At 71.8% G+C, this 17,983-nt stretch carries 17 protein-coding genes and 1 pseudogene; 7 read left to right on the top strand and 11 right to left on the bottom strand.

What is annotated here, in order from left to right:
• From ABZ434_RS21450 to ABZ434_RS21470, 5 genes are all read right to left on the bottom strand, one after another.
• Nucleotides 1–1,146 (bottom strand): DUF6596 domain-containing protein, encoded by a 1,146-nt coding sequence (locus ABZ434_RS21450; protein ID WP_359139064.1) that lies wholly within the window; start codon nt 1,144–1,146, stop codon nt 1–3.
• Between the two features lie 16 nt (nt 1,147–1,162).
• Nucleotides 1,163–1,570, bottom strand: a complete 408-nt coding sequence (locus ABZ434_RS21455; RefSeq protein ID WP_359139067.1) for a YciI family protein — start codon at nt 1,568–1,570, stop codon at nt 1,163–1,165.
• A gap of 155 nt (nt 1,571–1,725) precedes the next feature.
• Nucleotides 1,726–1,977, bottom strand: coding sequence for a hypothetical protein (locus tag ABZ434_RS21460; protein WP_359139070.1), 252 nt, complete (start codon nt 1,975–1,977; stop codon nt 1,726–1,728).
• Nucleotides 1,974–2,468, bottom strand: a complete 495-nt coding sequence (locus tag ABZ434_RS21465; RefSeq protein WP_359139222.1) for a sigma factor-like helix-turn-helix DNA-binding protein — start codon at nt 2,466–2,468, stop codon at nt 1,974–1,976. The genes ABZ434_RS21460 and ABZ434_RS21465 overlap by 4 nt, the downstream gene beginning before the upstream one ends.
• An 80-nt stretch (nt 2,469–2,548) precedes the next feature.
• Nucleotides 2,549–3,079 carry a MarR family transcriptional regulator gene (locus tag ABZ434_RS21470; protein WP_359139073.1) on the bottom strand — a complete coding sequence of 177 codons (531 nt, stop codon included), beginning with the start codon at nt 3,077–3,079 and terminating at the stop codon, nt 2,549–2,551.
• Nucleotides 3,080–3,235: 156 nt separating this feature from the next.
• Between ABZ434_RS21470 and ilvA the strand changes: the two genes are divergently transcribed.
• The 3 genes from ilvA (at nt 3,236) to ABZ434_RS21485 (ending at nt 6,464) form a co-directional block, all read left to right on the top strand.
• Complete coding sequence (gene ilvA / locus ABZ434_RS21475) at nt 3,236–4,465, top strand: threonine ammonia-lyase (protein WP_359139076.1); 1,230 nt, start codon at nt 3,236–3,238, stop codon at nt 4,463–4,465.
• Between the two features lie 146 nt (nt 4,466–4,611).
• Complete coding sequence (locus tag ABZ434_RS21480; protein ID WP_359139079.1) at nt 4,612–5,616, top strand: ATP-binding cassette domain-containing protein; 1,005 nt, start codon at nt 4,612–4,614, stop codon at nt 5,614–5,616.
• Nucleotides 5,613–6,464 (top strand): ABC transporter permease, encoded by an 852-nt coding sequence (locus tag ABZ434_RS21485; protein ID WP_359139082.1) that lies wholly within the window; start codon nt 5,613–5,615, stop codon nt 6,462–6,464. The genes ABZ434_RS21480 and ABZ434_RS21485 overlap by 4 nt, the downstream gene beginning before the upstream one ends.
• Nucleotides 6,465–6,534: 70 nt before the next feature.
• On the opposite strand, the gene greA is transcribed toward ABZ434_RS21485, so the two are convergent.
• Both greA and ABZ434_RS21495 read right to left on the bottom strand, forming a co-directional pair.
• Nucleotides 6,535–7,032 (bottom strand): transcription elongation factor GreA, encoded by a 498-nt coding sequence (greA, locus tag ABZ434_RS21490; RefSeq protein ID WP_356320081.1) that lies wholly within the window; start codon nt 7,030–7,032, stop codon nt 6,535–6,537.
• Between the two features lie 189 nt (nt 7,033–7,221).
• Nucleotides 7,222–7,632 carry a DUF4307 domain-containing protein gene (locus ABZ434_RS21495; protein ID WP_359139086.1) on the bottom strand — a complete coding sequence of 137 codons (411 nt, stop codon included), beginning with the start codon at nt 7,630–7,632 and terminating at the stop codon, nt 7,222–7,224.
• A gap of 97 nt (nt 7,633–7,729) precedes the next feature.
• Here ABZ434_RS21495 and mca point away from each other — a divergent pair, with 97 nt between their 5' ends.
• Nucleotides 7,730–8,611: a mycothiol conjugate amidase Mca gene (mca, locus tag ABZ434_RS21500; RefSeq protein WP_359139089.1), complete on the top strand. Its 882-nt coding sequence runs from the start codon at nt 7,730–7,732 to the stop codon at nt 8,609–8,611.
• Between the two features lies 1 nt (nt 8,612).
• Nucleotides 8,613–8,858, top strand: a complete 246-nt coding sequence (locus tag ABZ434_RS21505; protein WP_359139092.1) for a hypothetical protein — start codon at nt 8,613–8,615, stop codon at nt 8,856–8,858.
• Between the two features lie 221 nt (nt 8,859–9,079).
• Here ABZ434_RS21505 and ABZ434_RS21510 read toward each other — a convergent pair whose 3' ends face one another.
• Nucleotides 9,080–12,313, bottom strand: coding sequence for a tetratricopeptide repeat protein (locus ABZ434_RS21510; protein WP_359139095.1), 3,234 nt, complete (start codon nt 12,311–12,313; stop codon nt 9,080–9,082).
• A gap of 126 nt (nt 12,314–12,439) precedes the next feature.
• Here ABZ434_RS21510 and ABZ434_RS21515 point away from each other — a divergent pair.
• Together ABZ434_RS21515 and ABZ434_RS21520 are read left to right on the top strand one after the other, a co-directional pair.
• Nucleotides 12,440–12,811: pseudogene (locus ABZ434_RS21515) on the top strand (monooxygenase); the annotation flags it as partial.
• A gap of 83 nt (nt 12,812–12,894) precedes the next feature.
• The gene (locus ABZ434_RS21520; RefSeq protein WP_359139098.1) at nt 12,895–14,928 is read left to right on the top strand and encodes a thioredoxin domain-containing protein; all 2,034 of its coding nucleotides are present in this window, start codon (nt 12,895–12,897) and stop codon (nt 14,926–14,928) included.
• A 46-nt stretch (nt 14,929–14,974) separates the two neighbouring features.
• On the opposite strand, the gene ABZ434_RS21525 is transcribed toward ABZ434_RS21520, so the two are convergent.
• The 3 genes from ABZ434_RS21525 to ABZ434_RS21535 form a co-directional block, all read right to left on the bottom strand.
• Nucleotides 14,975–15,607, bottom strand: a complete 633-nt coding sequence (locus ABZ434_RS21525) for a TetR family transcriptional regulator (protein WP_359139101.1) — start codon at nt 15,605–15,607, stop codon at nt 14,975–14,977.
• An 11-nt stretch (nt 15,608–15,618) separates the two neighbouring features.
• Nucleotides 15,619–17,136 (bottom strand): DHA2 family efflux MFS transporter permease subunit, encoded by a 1,518-nt coding sequence (locus ABZ434_RS21530; RefSeq protein WP_359139104.1) that lies wholly within the window; start codon nt 17,134–17,136, stop codon nt 15,619–15,621.
• Between the two features lie 140 nt (nt 17,137–17,276).
• The gene (locus ABZ434_RS21535; RefSeq protein WP_359139107.1) at nt 17,277–17,978 is read right to left on the bottom strand and encodes a hemolysin III family protein; all 702 of its coding nucleotides are present in this window, start codon (nt 17,976–17,978) and stop codon (nt 17,277–17,279) included.
• Nucleotides 17,979–17,983: the final 5 nt, after the last annotated feature.

A 17,983-nucleotide genomic window follows, 5' to 3' on the forward strand; every position in this document is an offset into this window, starting at 1 on the left:
TCAGTCACCTCGGCGGGCATTGAGCCGGGCGGCCTGGCGCGTCAGGTGATCACGCTCTGCGAGGTTGGGAGCCCGGTGGGCCGCCTCCGCGTACAGCCGCGCCGCCCTGCCCAGGTCGCCGTCACGTTCGTGGAGGTACGCCGCCACCGCAGTGTGGCGGGGCAGTGACGTGTCCAGCGCCGCCAGTGCCGCCAGTCCGGCGCGCGGCCCGTCGGCCTCCCCGACGGCGACCGCGCGGTTGAGCCGGACGACCGGGCTGTCGGTCAGGCGCGCGAGCTCGTCGTACCACTCGACGATCTGCACCCAGTCGGTCTCCTCGGCGGCCGGCGCATCGGCGTGGAGGGCCGCGATGGCGGCCTGGGCCTGGAACTCGCCCAGCCGGTCGCGGGCGAGAGCCGCCTGAAGGATCCCGACGCCCTCGGCGATCGACGCGGTGTCCCACCGGCGGCGGTCCTGCTCGGCGAGCGGCACCAGGCTGCCGTCGGACGCGGTCCGGGCCGCCCGTCGGGCGTGGTGGAGCAGCATCAGGGCGAGCAGCCCCGCCACCTCGGGGTGGTCGACGGCGGACGCGAGCTGCCGGGTGAGCCGGATGGCCTCGGCGGCCAGGTCGACATCGCCGGAGTAGCCCTCGTTGAAGACCAGGTAGAGGACGCGCAGCACGGTGGCGACGTCGCCGGGCCGGTCGAACCGCACGTCGGAGACGGTGCGCTTGGCCCGGCTGATGCGCTGGGCCATGGTGGCCTCGGGCACCAGGTAGGCCGCGGCGATCTGGCGCGTGGTCAGCCCGCCGACCGCGCGCAGGGTGAGCGCGACGGCCGACGCCGGGGTCAGCGACGGGTGGGCGCACAGGAAGTAGAGCTGGAGCGTGTCGTCCCCCGCGGGCGCCGGCCCGGGCACCGGCTCCTCCTCGACCCGGTCCTCGCGGCGGCGGCGCGCGGTGTCGGCGCGCGTCGTGTCGAGGAACTTGCGCCAGGCCACGGTGATCAGCCACCCCTTGGCATCCCGGGGCGGGTCGGCCTCCCAGACCCGGAGCGCCTCCACCATCGCGTCCTGCACGGCGTCCTCGGCCGCCGCGAAGTCGGCTCCGCGGCGGACGAGGACGGTGAGCACGCCCGGTGTGAGGCTCCTGAGCAAGACCTCATCCATCGGATTCATCCGGGAGTCACTCCGAGATGGTGGGCGGCTCGGTCAGGAACGGGCGCAGCTCCAGCCACTCGTGGATCGGCTTGCCGCCCGCGCCGGGAGCGGCCGACAGTTCCCCGGTCAGCTCGACGGCGCGTTCGTAGCTGTCCACGTCGATGATCATCCAGCCGGCGATGAGGTCCTTGGTCTCGGCGAACGGTCCGTCGGTGACCGGCGGGCGCCCCTCACCGTCGTAGCGGACCCAGGCACCCTCGGGGGCGAGCGCCTGGCCGTCGACGAACTCCCCGGTCTTCTCCAGCCGGGCCGCGAAGTCGTTCATGTACCGCATGTGGGCCGAGATCTCGTCCGGCGTCCACTGGTCCATGCACACGTCGTTCACCGCGGCCGGGGCGCCGCGGTAGTGCTTCAGCAGCAGGTACTTGGCCATGATGGATCTCCTTGGTGCTCGTGCGACCCGCTGTGGTCGCGTTCACCCCGGGGACGGAGCCGGTCACGGGTTCTCGACATCGCCGGCCGCATTGTTTTTCCCGAGTTCGCGGACGAGCGTAGGGGAGCCGTTGGGTGATTCCCGGGTCCGCCGCCCTACCAGCCGTCCAGCGGCGGCGTCGTCTCGGCGGGCGGCACCTGCCAGGGCTGGACCATCACCGCCCACACGAGGAACGCCACGACTGCCGCGCCCGCCGTCACCAGCCACAGCCGGCGCAACACCCGCCCACGGCGCAGCAGCCGGGCGCCGCGCTCCACCGCCCGCGCCGGCAGGTCCGCCGGCACCTGCGGACGGGAGGCCTCCAGCATCCGCCGGACCTCGTCCTCCCTGCGCCCGGTACCGCTCACGGCGCGGCCCGCGAGGACCGGGAGCGGCCCCGTCGCACCGTCGGGACCCGGGTGCCGCGCATCGTGGCCACCGCGCGGTTGCAGACGGCGCGGATCCGGTCCACCGGAACCCCGAGCAGCGCCGCCGTCTGCTCCTCCGGGACACCTTCGTACAGGCGCAGCACCAGGACCAGCCGCTCCTGCGGGGTCAGCCGGTCCAGCAGCCCGCCGCGCGGCCGGTGGTGGCGCCACGTCTCCCGGGCGAACCGGACTGCCAGGTCCTGCCGGGTGCGGTTGTAGGGGTCCTCGCCGTGCAGCCGGTCCCAGTCCGCGTACGTCCGGGCCAGCGCGGCCGTCAGGATCCGCTGCGCGCGCCTGTTGGCCCCGGGCGGGTCCACCGGTTCGGCCGTGAGCAGGGTCGCGGTGTGCAGCAGCCGGCCCGCCGCGCCCGCCATGAAGGCCTCGAACTCCCGGGCACGCTGCCGCTGCAGGACCGCCTGACGCTCTCGCACGAGGTCCATCGGAGCGCTCCTCGGGCCCCGGGTCAACCCCCAGGGGCCCGGTGGGATCGAGCCCTCCGCAGCGAGAGGCCCTAGCCCGCCGACGGGGGCTGGTGCGCCGCCTGCCGGGCGGCGAGGGCACCGTTGAAGCGGGTGAGCAGCGCGCAGAACGTGTCCCGTTCGTCCTCGGTCCACTCGTCCGTCACCTGGGACATCAACTCGCGCCGCGAGGCCCGGACCTCCTCCAGCCGCGCCTGACCGCGCGGGGACAACTGGAGCACGACCGCACGGCCGTCCTCCGGATGCGAGGTGCGCTTGACCAGACCGGTGTCCACGAGCGGTGCGACCTGCCGGGTCACCGTCGAGGAGTCGATCCCCATGCCGGCGGCCAGTGCCTTCACGCCCATGGGGCCCTCCCGGTCCAGCCGGTTGAGCAGCAGATACGCGGCCCGGTCCATGGAGTTGCGCACCTGGCCGACGCCGCCGAGGCGGGTCTGCTCGGCACGCCTGGCGAAGACCGCCACCTGGTGCTGCAGAGCGTCGAGAAGGTGATGGTGACCCGGGTTCTCCGGGGCGGCGCCCCCGGAAGGAGACGCGGCAGTCGTCATGTCCTGAGGGGGCATGGCCGGGAGCTCTCTTCGTGCGGTGTCGGATGGGTGGGGGACAGAGTACGCGGCCCCGGGGCAACGCGTACCAGTGCCGCACAAACCTGCGGACATCGACGCAGGAGGGGACCGGCCGCGGCGGCTGCAACCCCTTTCAGCTGCAAGACTTGCGGTATGAACTTCCCGCCGCCCGGCCGTTTTCCCCCGCTGATCCTCGATGACGTCCGGGGGGCGCAGAAGATGCTCTCCGGGGTCTCCAGGGTCACTCCGCTGGAGGGCAGCCGCCATCTGTCGGCGCTGGTGGGTGCACCCGTCCGCTTCAAGTGCGAGAACCTGCAGCGGACCGGTTCGTTCAAACTGCGGGGCGCGTACGTACGTATCTCGGGTCTCACTCCGGTCGAAAGGGCTGCGGGTGTCGTCGCCGCGAGCGCCGGAAACCATGCGCAGGGTGTAGCGCTCGCGTCTGCACTCCTCGGCGTACGGTCAACGGTCTTCATGCCGGTCGGAGCACCCCTGCCCAAGGTCGCCGCGACCCGTGAGTACGGAGCGCAGGTGCGGCTGCACGGTCATGTCGTCGACGAGACGCTCGCCGCGGCGCAGGAGTACGCGCACGAGACGGGCGCGGTCTTCATCCACCCCTTCGACCACCCGGACATCATCGCGGGGCAGGGCACGGTGGGCCTGGAGATCCTGGAGCAGTGCCCCGAGGTGCGCACGATCGTCGTCGGCATCGGCGGCGGCGGGCTCGCGGCGGGGATCGCCGTGGCGGTGAAGGCGATCAGACCTGAGGTGCGGATCGTCGGTGTGCAGGCGGCCGGCGCCGCCTGCTACCCGCCGTCGCTGGCAGCCGGCCACCCCGTGTCGATCGGTTCGCTGCAGACGATGGCGGACGGCATCAAGGTGGGACGCCCCGGCGACGTGCCGTTCGGCCTGGTCCAGGAGCTGGTCGACGAGGTCCGTACGGTCTCCGAGGACGAGCTGTCCAGCGCCCTGCTGCTCTGCCTGGAGCGGGCGAAGATGGTGGTGGAGCCGGCCGGGGCGAGCCCGGTGGCCGCGTTGCTCAGCGACCCGAAGTCGTTCCGCGGGCCGGTGGTGGCGCTGCTGTCCGGCGGCAACGTGGACCCGTTGCTGATGCAGCGCATCCTGACCCACGGCATGTCGGCGGCCGGGCGCTATCTGAGCCTGAGGCTGCGTCTGACGGACCGTCCCGGCGCGCTGGCGACCATGCTGGGCGTGCTCACGTTGGCCGATGCCAACGTCCTGGACGTCAGCCATGTGCGTACCGACCCCCGCCTCGGCCTCAGTGAGGCGGAGGTGGAACTGCATCTGGAGACGAAGGGCCCGGAGCACTGCGAAGAGGTCGCGGCGGCGCTGCGCGGGGCGGGATATCTCGTGATGGGCTGACCCCTTGTCGGTCGCGATGTATCGCGTTAGTGTGCCTCCGCCCGACCCGGGCGTACGCGCGTTCGTCTCGTGTTCACCGGGCGCGGAAACTCGGGCAAATCTAGGATCTGTGAGGAAGTCACCCGAACGCACTGGGGGAATCCCATATGCCAGGCGCCATCTACGCCGAAGGTCTGGTGAAGACCTTCGGCGACGTACGAGCACTCGGCGGCGTCGACCTCGACGTGCCGCAAGGCACCGTCCTCGGACTTCTCGGCCCCAACGGGGCCGGCAAGACGACCGCCGTACGCGTCCTCACGACGCTGCTCAGGCCCGACAGCGGCAGCGCCTTCGTCGCGGGCATCGACGTACTGAAGAATCCCAACGAGGTGCGGCGTTCGATCGGGCTCTCCGGCCAGTTCGCCGCCGTCGACGAGTACCTGACCGGCCGTGAGAACCTGCACATGGTCGGCCAGCTCTACCAGATGTCCTCACGCGCCGCGAAGGCCCGTGCCGGGGAACTGCTGGAGCGGTTCAACCTCGCGGACGCGGCCGACCGCACCGCCAAGACCTACTCCGGCGGCATGCGCCGCCGGCTCGACCTCGCGGCCGCGCTCGTCGTCTCCCCGCCGGTCATGTTCATGGACGAGCCCACCACCGGACTCGACCCGCGCAACCGGCAGCAGCTCTGGGAGGTCATCGAGGAGCTCGTCGCCGGCGGCACGACGCTACTGCTGACCACGCAGTACCTGGAGGAGGCGGACCGCCTCGCCCACGACATCTGCGTGATCGACCACGGCCTCGTCATCGCCCGCGGCACCTCCGACCAGCTCAAGGCCCGCACCGGCGGAGAGCGCATCGAGGTCGTCGTCCAGCAGCGCGACCGGATCGACGCGGCCCGCGACGTCCTCGCCCATCTGGGCAAGGGCGAGGTCGCCGTCGTCCCGCACATGCGCAAGCTGACCGTCCCGGTCGACGGCGGCGCCAAGCTCCTCGCCGAGGTCATCCGGGACCTGGACGGCCGCGGTGTGGAGATCGACGACATCGGACTGCGCCGTCCCACCCTCGACGACGTGTTCATCTCCCTCACCGGCCACGCCGCCGAGCAGGAGAAGAACGACGAGAACGGGGCGGTCACGCCGACCGCCGCCCCGACGGAGGCAGAGAAGTGAGTGCCGTTACCGAGACGACCGCGACTCCCGCGCCCCGCTCCGGCGGCGGCGTCGGCCAGTCCGTCCGTGACTCGCTGGTCATCGCCCGTCGCAATCTGATCCGGATGAGCCGGATTCCGGAGATGATCCTCTTCGGGCTCATCCAGCCGGTCATGTTCGTCGTGCTGTTCAGCTACGTCTTCGGCGGCTCGATGGTGATCGGCGGCTCGACCAGCGCCGCCGAGTACCGCGAGTTCCTCATGGCGGGCATCTTCGCCCAGACGGTCACCTTCGCCACGGCCGGCGCGGGCGCCGGTATCGCCGACGACATGCACAAGGGACTCATCGACCGCTTCAGGTCGCTGCCCATGGCGCGCGGCGCGGTCCTCACCGGCCGCACACTGGCCGACCTCGTCCAGACCACGCTCACCGTCGTCGTCCTCACGGTCGTCGCCCTGCTCGTCGGCTGGCGCATCCACGAGGGCATCCCGAAGGCACTGGGGGCCTTCGCTCTCCTGCTCCTCCTCGGCTACGCCTTCTCCTGGATCGGCGCCCTGATCGGTCTGTCCGTCCGGACCCCCGAGGCCGCGACCTCGGGCGGGCTGATCTGGCTGTTCCCGGTCACGTTCATCTCGAACGCGTTCGTACCCACCGAGAACATGGCCGGCTGGCTGCAGCCGATCGCCGAGTGGAACCCCTTCAGCGCGACCGTCCAGGCGTGCCGCGAGCTGTTCGGGAATCCGGGTGTCTCTCCCTCCGACGCGTGGCCCATGGTGCATCCCGTGTGGGCCTCGCTGATCTGGTCCGTGGTGATCATCGTGGTATTCCGGACCCTCTCGGTCCGCAAGTACCGCTCGGTCGCCGTCTGAGCGCAGCACAGCAGGAAGCCCCGGCCGTCTCGTCCGGCCGGGGCTTCCCGCTGTGCGTGAGGTGCGCGGATCAGCCGGAGTACGGCTTCGCCGAAAGGATCTTCACCGTGGCGGTCTTGCCGTTCGGCAGCTCGTAGTCCGCGCTCTCGCCCATCCGCTTGCCGTTCACGCCCACACCGAGCGGAGACTGCGGGGAGTAGGTCTCGATGTCCGCGCTCGCGTACTCGCGGGAGGCCAGGAGGAAGGTCGTCGTGTCGTCGTCATCGCCGTCGAAGGCGATCGTCACGACCATGCCGGGCTCGACCACGCCGTCGTCGGCCGGCGCCTCGCCGACCTTCGCGTGCTCCAGGAGCTGGGTCAGCTGGCGCACCCGGAGCTCCATCTTGCCCTGCTCCTCCTTGGCGGCGTGGTATCCGCCGTTCTCGCGCAGGTCGCCCTCTTCACGGGCCGCCGCGATCTTGACGGCGATCTCCGTGCGCGCGGGACCAGACAGGTACTCCAGCTCGGCCTTGAGCTGGTTGTACGCCTCCTGCGTGAGCCAGGTGACGTTTTCGCTGGTCTGGGTCACAGGGTGCTCCTCGTCGGTACTGGGAATACAAAGCATCGCCCTACCCCGAAGCATGCGCTTCCACGGGTGGGCGAAACCACGAGCCTAACAATTCGCCGGGAAAAGGGGGAGAAGGTAAACGGCTGAGAGTGTTGAACCACAGGTCAGGGCGGCCGGGAGTCGCTCAGGTCACCCGTGCGGCGGTCAACGCTACGCCCCTTCGTCGTCCGTGCACCCCAGCAGCTCGATGGCTGTCGCCCTGGACGTCGTACGCAGGGTGAGGACCTGGTCGATGCGGTCGGTGGGGCCGTCGAAGCGGAAGTCCTTGCGGGCGACCTCCGCGCCGTCCTCGCTCTGCGAGCGGAGCGTGCAGTAGCCCTTGGCGTCCCGATCCTTGCGGACCTCCAGGTGCACCTCGACGCGATCGTCCGAGACGACCTTGAACTTGATCACCTCGGCGCTCAGACCCTGGCCGCTCACATAGCCGTAACCGATCCAGCCGACCACGCCCAGCAGGGCGACGCCCAGGACCGAGCCGATGATCTTGAGCTTGCGGTCCGCGCGCTGGTCCGCGGAGCGGCCGTAGCGGTTCTCGGGAAGCGCCTCGCGCACCGCCGTCATGATCGTTCCTCCCGTACCGGAGATCGAGGAATTTTCCACCCCCCGGTTCGGTCACTATAGAAGTTGCACTTCGCGACCAATCACTGAGGATCGAGTCTTGACTGAGCAGCTTCGACTGATGGCCGTACACGCCCACCCCGACGACGAGTCGAGCAAGGGCGCGGCCACCATGGCCAAGTATGTGTCCGAGGGGGTGGACGTGCTGGTCGTGACCTGCACAGGAGGCGAGCGCGGCTCCATCCTCAACCCGAAACTCCAGGGGGACGCGTACATCGAGGAGAACATCCACGAGGTCCGCAAGAAGGAGATGGACGAGGCCCGGGAGATCCTGGGCGTCAAGCAGGAGTGGCTCGGCTTCGTCGACTCGGGCCTGCCCGAGGGCGACCCGCTGCCGCCGCTGCCCGAGGGATGCTTCGCGCTGGAGGACGAGACGGTGGCGGCGGGGCGCCTCGTCGCGAAGATCCGTGCGTTCCGGCCGCAGGTCATCACCACGTACGACGAGAACGGGGGCTACCCGCACCCCGACCACATCATGACCCACACCATCTCGATGATCGCCTTCGAGGGAGCGGCGGACACCGAGAAGTTCCCCGAGGCGGAGTTCGGTCCCGCCTGGACGCCGCAGAAGCTGTATTACAACCAGGGCTTCAACAAGCCGCGCACGGTCGCGCTGCACGAGGCGCTGCTGGCACGCGGCCTGGAGTCGCCGTACGGGGACTGGCTGGAGCGCTGGAAGGAGTTCGAGCGCGCCGAGCGCACGCTGACGACGCACGTGCCGTGCGCGGACTTCTATGAGATCCGCGACAAGGCACTGATCGCCCACGCGACGCAGATCGACCCGGACGGCGGCTGGTTCCGCGTCCCGATGGACATCCAGCGGGAGGTCTGGCCGACCGAGGAGTACGAGCTGGCGAAGTCTCTCGTCGATACCTCCCTCCCCGAGAGCGACCTCTTCGCGGGCATCCGCGACAATGCCTGATATGTACGCGACTCAGGCACTGACGCACCTCGTCCCGCTCGCCGAGGAACTGGACAAGAACAAGGTGACCCCCGGGGTCCTCGGCTTCATCGTCTTCGCAGCGCTCGCCGTGGGCGTGTGGCTGCTGATGAAGTCCATGAACCGGCACATGGGGAAGGTCGACTTCGAGGAGTCGCCGCAGGAGCCGGGTGAGGCCGGCGCCGCGGAGGGGGCGGCGGAGCCCGCGGGTTCCGCGAAGCGGAAGTAGGTGGTGGGGCGGGGGTACCGGGTGGCCGGTGCCCCCGCCCCGGGGTGACGGGACGTCCTCGAGCGCCGGACGGGCTGAAGGCTGCCCTCAGCCCCTGAGCGGGCTGAAAGACGCCCTCGATCGCCGGGCGGTCCGGGTGTGGCCAAGGGGCCTGGAGCCCGCCCCGGCCGACGGGCCCGGTGCGGCCGGGGCCCCGGCCCGGTGGAGCCGGGGTGGGCCGGTCAAGGCCTTGGCGGGATCGCCACCCCCATGATTTCCCGGGCGTGGCGGGACGGGATGAGGCCCAGGCGCCATGCCTGCCAGCCGTCCTCCAGGTCCACGCCCCGGTTCAGGACCACCCGGAACGCCTCCGCGCAGTCCTCCAGCTTCGTGTCCCGCGTGGGATGGCCGGCCGCGGTCAGGTCGGCCAGTTCCTGCTGGGCCACCACCGTGCCCACCTCGATGCCGCCCGGCGAGGCGTACGGAAGCAGCGTGCAGCGCAGGAAACGGGCCCAGTCCGCGCCCCGCGCGTCGCCGTACGAGTCGAACAGCGCGGCCGCCTCGCCGCACAGCTCCAGGGCCTGCGGCGCGCGCTGGTTTCCCGCGTCGATCAGGGCCAGCTCCAGAGCCGTCCAGGCCTCCCCGTGGGCGACCCCGATGCGGCGGAAGTCGGCCCGCGCGTCGACCAGCAGCTGGCGGGCGAAGCCGGAATTGCGCAGGTTGCCCGTCTGGGCGGCCCGCTGGTCGCGGGTGACGCGCCCCGAGTGGTGGCGGGCGCACGCCAGCCCGTACACGTCCCGCATCCGGGAGAACATCGTGCGGGCCCGCTCCAGCTGCCGCACCGCCTGGTCGGTGTCGCCGGCCTCCTCCAGGGCCTGGCCGAGGTAGTAGAGGGTCCACGCCTCGCCCCGGGCGTCCTCGCTGTCGCGGTGGCGGGCCAGAGCGGTGTTCAGCTGCTCGACCGCCGGGGCCGGATCGCCGTCCAGCAGCCGGGCCCGGGCCAGCTGGGTCAGCGCCCACGCCTCGCCCCGCTCGTCCCGCGTCCGCCCGTAGAGATCCAGGGCCGTACGCAGTGCGCGCTCGGCCCGCTCCACATCGCCCATCCGCAGGCACACCTGCCCCAGCTGGAACTGCGTCCACGCCTCCCCGTGCAGCGACTCGCCCTCGCGGTGCAGGACCAGCGCGGTGTCCAGGAGCTCCAGCGCCTCGGCCAGGTGGGCCCGGTCGCGCTCCACCGCGGCCAGCGCGTGCAGCGACCAGGCCCGGTCCTCCGCCTGCGCCGCGGAGGACTGCAGCTCGATCGCCTCGCGCAGCCTGGCCGCGGCCTCCGTCAGGTTGCCCTGATGGTGCAGGGTGATGCCGAGCGAGCACAGCGCCAGGGCCGTACCCGAGTCGTTCTGTGCCTCGCGGTACAGGCCGACGACGGACGACAGCGTGGTGCGGGCCTTGTCGAGCTCGCCGAGCTGGCGGGCCGCGATACCGGTCCGCCACTGCACCGACCGCTCCAGCAGCCCCTGGTCGACCGCCTGCGTCAACTCGCTGATCTCCCCCAGCCGGTAGAGGTCCCCGCGCAGCAGGCAGTAGTCGCACAGCGCGCCCAGCAGGTCGAGTACCGCGCCCTGGTCGACGCCCTCGCTGTGCCGCAGCGCCGAGGTGATGAAGCTCGACTCGTCGTCCAGCCAGCGCAGCGCCGCGTCGAGGGAGCCGAACCCGTGCGGTCCGAACTGCCCGGCCCGGGTGGACATCTTGCCGTCGACCATCCGGATCACCGCACCCGCCAGTTCGGCGTAGTTCGCGATGAGCCGCTCCTGCGCCGCCGTGCGGTCCGCGGCCTCCTCCTCGTCGTTCAGCCGGGCCAGGGCGAAGCCCCGTACGAGATCGTGCAGCCGGTAGCGCGAGCCCCGCACATGGTCCAGCAGGCCGACCTCGGACAAGGCGGTCAGCAGCCGTCCGGCCTCCTGCTCGTCGGCCGAGAGGAGCGCTGCGGCCGCTGCGGCGCCGAGGCTGGCACGACCGGCCAGCGCGAGCCGGCGCAGCAGCCGCCGCGCCTGCTCGGACTGATCGGTGTAGCGCAGCCACAGGGCTCGCTCGACCGGTGGGACCGGTCCGTACGCGGCCAGGCCGGCGGCCAGGGTGCCCGGGGTGCGTTCCCCGAGCGAGGAGCCCGCGATCCGCAGGGCCAGCGGCAGGCCGCCGCACAGCTCGGTGATCGCCTCGCCGGCCGGGTAGTCGTACGGGCCCTGCCCGTCCTCCTGGGACGCCTCGCGGAGCAGTTCCTCGGCGCCCGCCGCGTCCAGCGCCCCGACCTCCAGCTGATGCACCCGGGCCGGCACGGACTCCGGCAGGACGAGCGGTTCACGGGCGGTGACCAGGACGAGGCTGTCCGAGCGTTCCGGGATCAGGGTGCGGACCTGTTCGGCGTCACTCGCGTCGTCGAGGACGACCACCACCGGGGTGCCCGTCAGGTGCTGGTGGTACAGCTCGCTGAGCCGGCGCACCTGCTGCTCGGCGGAGGAGCTGTCGCGGAACAGCAACTGCTCACGGGGCGCGCCGAGCCGGTTCAGCAGATGCAGCAGGGCGTCCCGGGTCGGCAGCGGTGGTTCGTCGTCCGCGCCGCCGCGCAGATCGACCACGCACGCGCCCCGGAACTGGTCCTTCAGGCTGCGCGCCGCCCGCACGGCCAGAGTGGTGCGTCCGGCGCCCGGCGGTCCGTGCAGCACGACGAGGGTCGGCTTCGTCTCCGTCGACGCACGGGCGGCCTGCACCCACTGGGCGATCCGCGCCAGTTCGGCCCGCCGGCCCGCGAACGTGCCGTCCGTTGTGGGGAGATGGCTGAACGACTGATCGAGGAGCGAGCGCATGCGGGCTGCCGCGCTGCGGTCGCCGCCGCGCAGCTGCGGTGCGGACCGGTCGGCTGCGGCCTTCTTCTTCGCCGGGGCGCGGGTCGAGGCGGTCAGCATGCGCTGCTGGTCGACGAAGGGGCGGATGCCCCGTACTTCCAGGGCCGTCAGCCACTGGAGGCGCAGCTGTTCCGTGCCGCCGGGCTGCCCGAGGGCTCCGGCCCGGCGGTGCGCTGCCGGCCAGTGCGAGGCGGTGACCTTGGCGACGGTGGCGGTGGCGCCGGCGACCGCGACGACCGCGCCCGCGCCGAGCGCCAGTCCGGAGGCCGTACCGAGTGCCACGTCCGCCCCGAAGGCCGCTGCGGCGGCAACCCCCGTGACCAGCAACGGAGTTCCGAGCGCGGCCCGGTTGAACCGTCGCGCCAGTGGTTGCTGTCCGGCCGCCTCGGCGTCGAGAGCCTGGGTGTACGCGGCGTACTCCTCGCCCGCCCCGGCCGCCAGCGAGTCGAGCGCGGCGCGACCGCGTGCCATCAACGGGCCGGGGTCGGTCCGGCCGCCCGAGCGGCGCACCTCTTCCTCCACGGCCCGTGCCAACAGCCGTTCGGCTTCCGGCCGGTGGCTGTCCCGCATCGGCATGAGTCCCCCTCGGTTCCTGCCCCTTCGGCCGGTCCCGCATCCGGCCGCACGAGCTATCAGTCTCCTGCCTGGGGCCGGTGTGCGACAGGGAGTCAGCGAGACTGCGCCGATCAGGCCCTCGGAGGAAGCGGGGCACGGATGCCGCAGCAGGGGGTGCGCCGCGTCCGGATCGTCGAAGAGGGCGGGGACTTCGGAGGCACCTGATACGGGAACCGGTACCCGGGCGTCCACTGCGACATCGAGTCACACGTGTATCTGCCGGTGCCGGACGAGACGGGGTACGCACCGGAGTGGACGTACGCCCCGGCGAGGAGATCCGCCACGCGGTGCGGATCGCCCGGACGCCCGAGCTCCACGAGGACGCGCCGTCCTCCACCGGGGCCGCCGAACCGTCCCGGGACGAGACCGCGGAGACGTGGACGGCGGCCACGGACCGCGGTGACGCCTTCCGGGCCACGTACGCCGCCACCGCCCACCCTCACCGGCCCGAAGCTCCCCAGGACCGCCCCTCGCAGCTGACTCACGCGCATGCCCCCGTGGCGCGTAGGCGGTGCTTCGGGGCGTGCGCAAGGATGGGGACCATGGCCAACCGACTCGTGCACGCCACGTCCCCGTACCTCCTGCAGCACGCGGACAACCCCGTCGACTGGTGGCAGTGGGAGCCGGCCGCCTTCGAGGAGGCCCGCAGGCGCAACGTGCCCGTCTTCCTGAGCGTGGGATACAGCGCCTGCCACTGGTGCCATGTCCTGGCGCACGAATCGTTCGAGGACGAGGTCACCGCCGCGTACATGAACGAGCACTTCGTGAACGTCAAGGTCGACCGTGAGGAACGCCCCGACGTGGACGCCGTGTACATGGAGGCGGTGCAGGCGGCGACGGGGCAGGGCGGCTGGCCCATGTCGGTCTTCATGACGCCGGACGGCGAGCCCTTCTACTTCGGTACCTACTTCCCGCCGGAGCCCCGGCACGGCATGCCGTCGTTCCGGCAGGTGCTGGAGGGGGTCGAGGCCGCGTGGAGCAGTCGGCGCGACGAGGTCGGCGAGGTCGCGGGGAAGATCACGCGCGACCTGTCGGCGCGGCAGATGGAGCACGGGACGGGAGAGCTTCCGGGCGAGGAGGAGCTCGCCCAGGCTCTGCTGGGGCTCACCCGGGAGTACGACCCGGGGAGTGGCTGGCTCGGAGGCGGCAACACCAGGTTCCCGCCGAGCATGGTGATCGAGTTCCTGCTGCGGCACCACGCCCGGACGGACTCCGAGGGGGCGCTGGAGATGGCCCGGGGGATCTGCGACGCCATGCTGCGCTCCAGCCTCTACGACCAGCTGGGCGGCGGCTTCCACCGCTACGTCCTGCGCCAGCAGGCGGACGGGGCCCTGGTGCCCCACTTCGAGAAGATGCTCTACGACAACGCGCTGCTCTGCCGCGTGTACGCCCACCTGTGGCGCTCCACCGGATCGGAGTCCGCCCGCCGGGCAGCGCTGGAGACAGCCGACTTCATGGTCCGTGAACTGCGCACGGCCGAGGGCGGTTTCGCCTCCGCGCTGGACGCCGACAGCGAGGACACCGACGGCAGGCACGTCGAGGGCGCCTACTACGTCTGGACGCCCGCACAGCTGCGCGAGGTGCTGGGCGAGGAGGACGCCGTGTTCGCCGCGGAGTACTTCGGGGTGACGGAGGAGGGCACCTTCGAGGAGGGGTCCTCGGTGCTCCAGCTCCCGCGGCCGGACGTGAGTGACGCCGACAGGGCCGCCGATGTGCGGGCCCGGCTGCTCGCCGCCCGTGAGCTGCGTGCGCGGCCGGGCCGCGACGACAAGGTGGTCGCGGCGTGGAACGGGCTGACGATCGCCGCGCTCGCCGAGACCGGGGCGTACTTCGGCCGCCCCGACCTCGTCGAGCGCGCCACCGAGGCGGCGGACCTGCTGGTCCGACTCCACATGGGCCCGGTCGCCCGGCTGGTCCGCACCTCGAAGGACGGCCGCGCCGGTGCGCACGCCGGGGTGCTGGAGGACTACGGCGATGTCGCGGAGGGCTTCCTGGCCCTGGGCGCCGTCACGGGCGAGGGGGCCTGGCTGGAGTTCGCGGGCTTCCTGACCGACATCGTGCTCCAGCACTTCACCGGCGAGGGCGGACAGTTGTACGACACGGCGGACGACGCCGAGCAGTTGATCCGCCGCCCGCAGGACCCCACCGACAGCGCGACCCCGGCCGGCTGGACCGCGGCGGCCGGTGCGCTGCTCTCGTACGCGGCGTACACCGGATCGGAGCCCCACCGCACGGCCGCGGAAGGGGCGTTGGGTGTCGTGAAGGCGCTGGGTCCGCGGGCGCCGCGGTTCATCGGCTGGGGGCTCGCGGTGGCCGAGGCGCTGCTAGACGGGCCGCGCGAGGTGGCGGTGGCCGGACCGGTCGGCGGGGCGATGCACCGTACGGCCCTGCTCGGGCGGGCACCCGGCGCGGTGGTCGCGGCGGGGGAGACGGCGGGGTCGGAGTTCCCGCTGCTGGCGGAACGCCCGATGCTGGACGGCGTGCCGACCGCCTACGTGTGCCGCCATTTCGTCTGCGAGGCGCCGACCACGGACCCGGAGGCGCTGGCCCGCGCGCTGGGCGCCACCGGATCCTGAGGCGGCGCACAGCCGGAGGACGCTCGGGCAGCCTCCGGCACGCGGCTCACAGCCGCAGGCCGCCCTCCAGCGCGTCCAGCGCCTCGTCGATCATCGTGAGCAGGTCGCCCTCCTGGCCGTGCTCGCCCCAGTACAGGGTGACCTCGCGCAGCGCACCGAGCACCGCCGCGATGAAGACGCGGACCCGCAGGTCGTCCGCGCTGCGGCCGGTGCGGTCGGCGAGTACCCCGGAGAGCAACTTGGCGGTGTCGGACATGCTCTCCGTCATCCGGGCCCGGATGGCGGGGATCTCCACCATCAGCCGGGTGCGCTGGCGCAGTTCCTCGTCCTCCGCGGTGACGAACGACGTCAGCGCTTCGCGCATCATCAACCGCAGGGACTCCAGCGGAGGTTCGTCCAGCGGACGGCTGCGGAGCACGGCTTCCATGATGGGGTCGTACTCGTCGGTGAGGACGATGTCCTCCTTCGTCGCGAAGTAGCGGAACACCGTGCTCGGCGACACCTCGGCCGCCTCCGCGATCTGCTCGATGGTCGTCGCCTCGTAGCCCTGCTCCTGGATGAGGCGGTAGGTCGCCTGCCGGATCGCGACCCGCGTCTTGAGCTTCTTGCGCTCGCGCAACCCCATCGGGGGCTGCGCATCGGGTGCGGCGAAGGAGGGCGTACGGGAGGTGGCGGCCATGGTGGCAATTATCAGGCATCGACGGGGGCGGCGGCCACGTCCGCGCGCTCCGCCGGCCGCCGGTCCGCCGTGCTCAGGAACGCCCCGACGAGCAGGGCACTGACCAGGGCCGTCGCACCGATGACGAGCAGGACCAGGCTCATCCCGTGCACGTATGCCGCGTCGGCGGATTCCGCGAGCCGCTGCGCGCCGAGCCGGGCGGCGACGGCGTGGGCGGCGACGACGGAGTCCCCGGCCGTGTCCGCTGCGGCCGCCGGGACGCCCGCGGTGTCGAGCCGGCCGCCGTAGGCCCCGGCCAGCAGGCTGCCCAGCAGGGCGATCCCGAGGGCGCTGCCTGTCTGCCGCACGGTCATCAGCAGCCCGGACCCACTCCCCGCGCGGTCCGGCGGCAGGGTTCCGAGCGCCGCGTCCATGGCGGGGACGACGGCGAAGCCGAAGCCGATGCCGGCGACGGAGAGCCAGAGCGCGGTGAAGCCGTAACCGCTGTCGACGGTCGTACGGCTGCCGAGCAGGGCGGAGAAGGCGAGCACGACGAGTCCGGCCGACATGGTCGCGCGGGCCCCGAACCGTTCGGTGACCGGCCCGCCGGCCTTCGCGGCGATGATCAGCCCGCCCATCATCGGGAGCATCCGCAGCCCCGTACCGAAGGCGTCGTGCCCCAGGACGGCCTGGAGGTAGCCGGGCAGGATGAACATCAGTCCCGCCATCACGAACATCACGAGCGTGGCGGCGAGCGTGCTGAGCAGGAACGCCCGCTGCCGCAGCAGGGACATGTCGAGCATCGGGCGGACGGCCTTGCGCTCCCGTACGACGAGCGAGGCGAGCAGTGCCGCACCGGCGGTCAGTACGGCGAGGACCAGCGGGTCGCCCCAGCCGCGGCCCGGCGCCTCGATGATCGCGTAGATCACGGCGCCGAGGCCGGCCGCGGTCAGTGCCGTGGAGACGACGTCGACCTCCGGGGAGGCGGGGTCCCGGGTCTCGGGGAGCAGGAACACGCAGGCGGTGATGCCGATGGCGACCATGGGGACGTTGACCAGGAAGATCGAGCCCCACCAGAAGTGGTCGAGGAGCCAGCCGCCGAGTATCGGGCCGAGCGGCATCCCGAGCGCGGAGGCGGCCGAGACGATGCCGATGGCCTTGATCCGGTCCTTCGGCTCACCGAAGAGCGAGGGCAGCACGGCGAGGGCCAGTGGCATGACGAGCGCGCCGCCGACACCCATGACGCAGCGGGCGGCGATCACGGCGGGCACGCCGTCGGCGAAGGTCCCGGCGACCGACCCGGCGAGGAAGACGCCGAGGCCGGTGATGAGCATCCGCCGACGGCCGAACCGGTCGCCGAGCAGGCCCGCCGGAAGCATCAGAGCGGCGAACACGACGACGTAGGCGTCGGCCATCCACTGCTGTTCACCCGTGGTGGCACCGAGATCGCCCGCCATGGTCGGCAGCGCCACATTGAGGATCGTCATGTCGAAGCCGAGGACGAGCATGCTCGCCACGAGCGCCCCGAGGGCCCACCAGCGTCGGTTCATGGGCTTCTCCTTTGAGAGTTGCAGTCAAGTGGTAGTAACTCTCAAAAGATGGTGAGTGTCAATCTGATCAAGTTGCCCGGACATGCGAGAGGGCCGCGGCTCGTCAGCCGCGGCCCTCTTCGGCGGGGCGTCGTGGGTGCTCAGTCGTGGTTGTAGGCCACCAGGGAGATGCCGACGTAATGGACGACGAAGGCGGCGAGGGTCAGGGAGTGGAAGACCTCGTGGAAGCCGAAGAAGCGCGGTGACGGGTTCGGGCGCTTGATGCCGTAGATGACACCGCCGGCGCTGTAGAGCAGCCCGCCGACGACGACGAGCACCAGCACGGCGATCCCGCCGGTCCGCATGAAGTCGGGCAGGAAGAACACGGCCGCCCAGCCCATCGCGATGTAGCAGGGCGTGTAGAGCCAGCGCGGGGCGCCGACCCAGAAGACCCGGAAGGCGATGCCGGCGACCGCCGCCGCCCAGACCGCCCACAGGAGCGGGGTCCCGGTGGACTCGGGCAGCAGGAGCAGGGTCAGCGGGGTGTAGGTGCCCGCGATGATCAGGAAGATGTTGGCGTGGTCGAGCCTGCGCAGTACGGCCTCGCCGCGCGGCCCCCACGTGCCGCGGTGGTAGACCGCGCTCACGCCGAAGAGCAGGCACGCGCTCAGGATGTAGATACCGCAGGCGATCCTGCCGCGGGTGCTGTCCGCCAGTGCGATGAGCACGATGCCCGCGATCACGACGGCCGGGAACATCCCGGCGTGCAGCCAGCCGCGCATGCGTGGCTTCAGCTCGACGTCGACGGTTCCGGCTGGTTCCAGCCCGGCGGGTTCGGGTGCGGCGGCGGAGGCAGCAGTCATTCCCG

It is taken from the genome of Streptomyces sp. NPDC005761 (genome assembly GCF_040630635.1).
Classification (GTDB): domain Bacteria; phylum Actinomycetota; class Actinomycetes; order Streptomycetales; family Streptomycetaceae; genus Streptomyces.

Coding starts and splice junctions, on each gene's coding strand:
- ABZ434_RS21450 (WP_359139064.1), bottom strand. CDS start 1,146: ATGGATGAGGTCTTGCTCAGGAGCCTCACACCGGGCGTGCTCACCGTC.
- ABZ434_RS21455 (WP_359139067.1), bottom strand. CDS start 1,570: ATGGCCAAGTACCTGCTGCTGAAGCACTACCGCGGCGCCCCGGCCGCG.
- ABZ434_RS21470 (WP_359139073.1), bottom strand. CDS start 3,079: ATGCCCCCTCAGGACATGACGACTGCCGCGTCTCCTTCCGGGGGCGCC.
- ilvA (WP_359139076.1), top strand. CDS start 3,236: ATGAACTTCCCGCCGCCCGGCCGTTTTCCCCCGCTGATCCTCGATGAC.
- ABZ434_RS21480 (WP_359139079.1), top strand. CDS start 4,612: ATGCCAGGCGCCATCTACGCCGAAGGTCTGGTGAAGACCTTCGGCGAC.
- ABZ434_RS21495 (WP_359139086.1), bottom strand. CDS start 7,632: ATGACGGCGGTGCGCGAGGCGCTTCCCGAGAACCGCTACGGCCGCTCC.
- ABZ434_RS21505 (WP_359139092.1), top strand. CDS start 8,613: ATGTACGCGACTCAGGCACTGACGCACCTCGTCCCGCTCGCCGAGGAA.
- ABZ434_RS21510 (WP_359139095.1), bottom strand. CDS start 12,313: ATGCCGATGCGGGACAGCCACCGGCCGGAAGCCGAACGGCTGTTGGCA.
- ABZ434_RS21520 (WP_359139098.1), top strand. CDS start 12,895: ATGGCCAACCGACTCGTGCACGCCACGTCCCCGTACCTCCTGCAGCAC.
- ABZ434_RS21525 (WP_359139101.1), bottom strand. CDS start 15,607: ATGGCCGCCACCTCCCGTACGCCCTCCTTCGCCGCACCCGATGCGCAG.
- ABZ434_RS21530 (WP_359139104.1), bottom strand. CDS start 17,136: ATGAACCGACGCTGGTGGGCCCTCGGGGCGCTCGTGGCGAGCATGCTC.
- ABZ434_RS21535 (WP_359139107.1), bottom strand. CDS start 17,978: ATGACTGCTGCCTCCGCCGCCGCACCCGAACCCGCCGGGCTGGAACCA.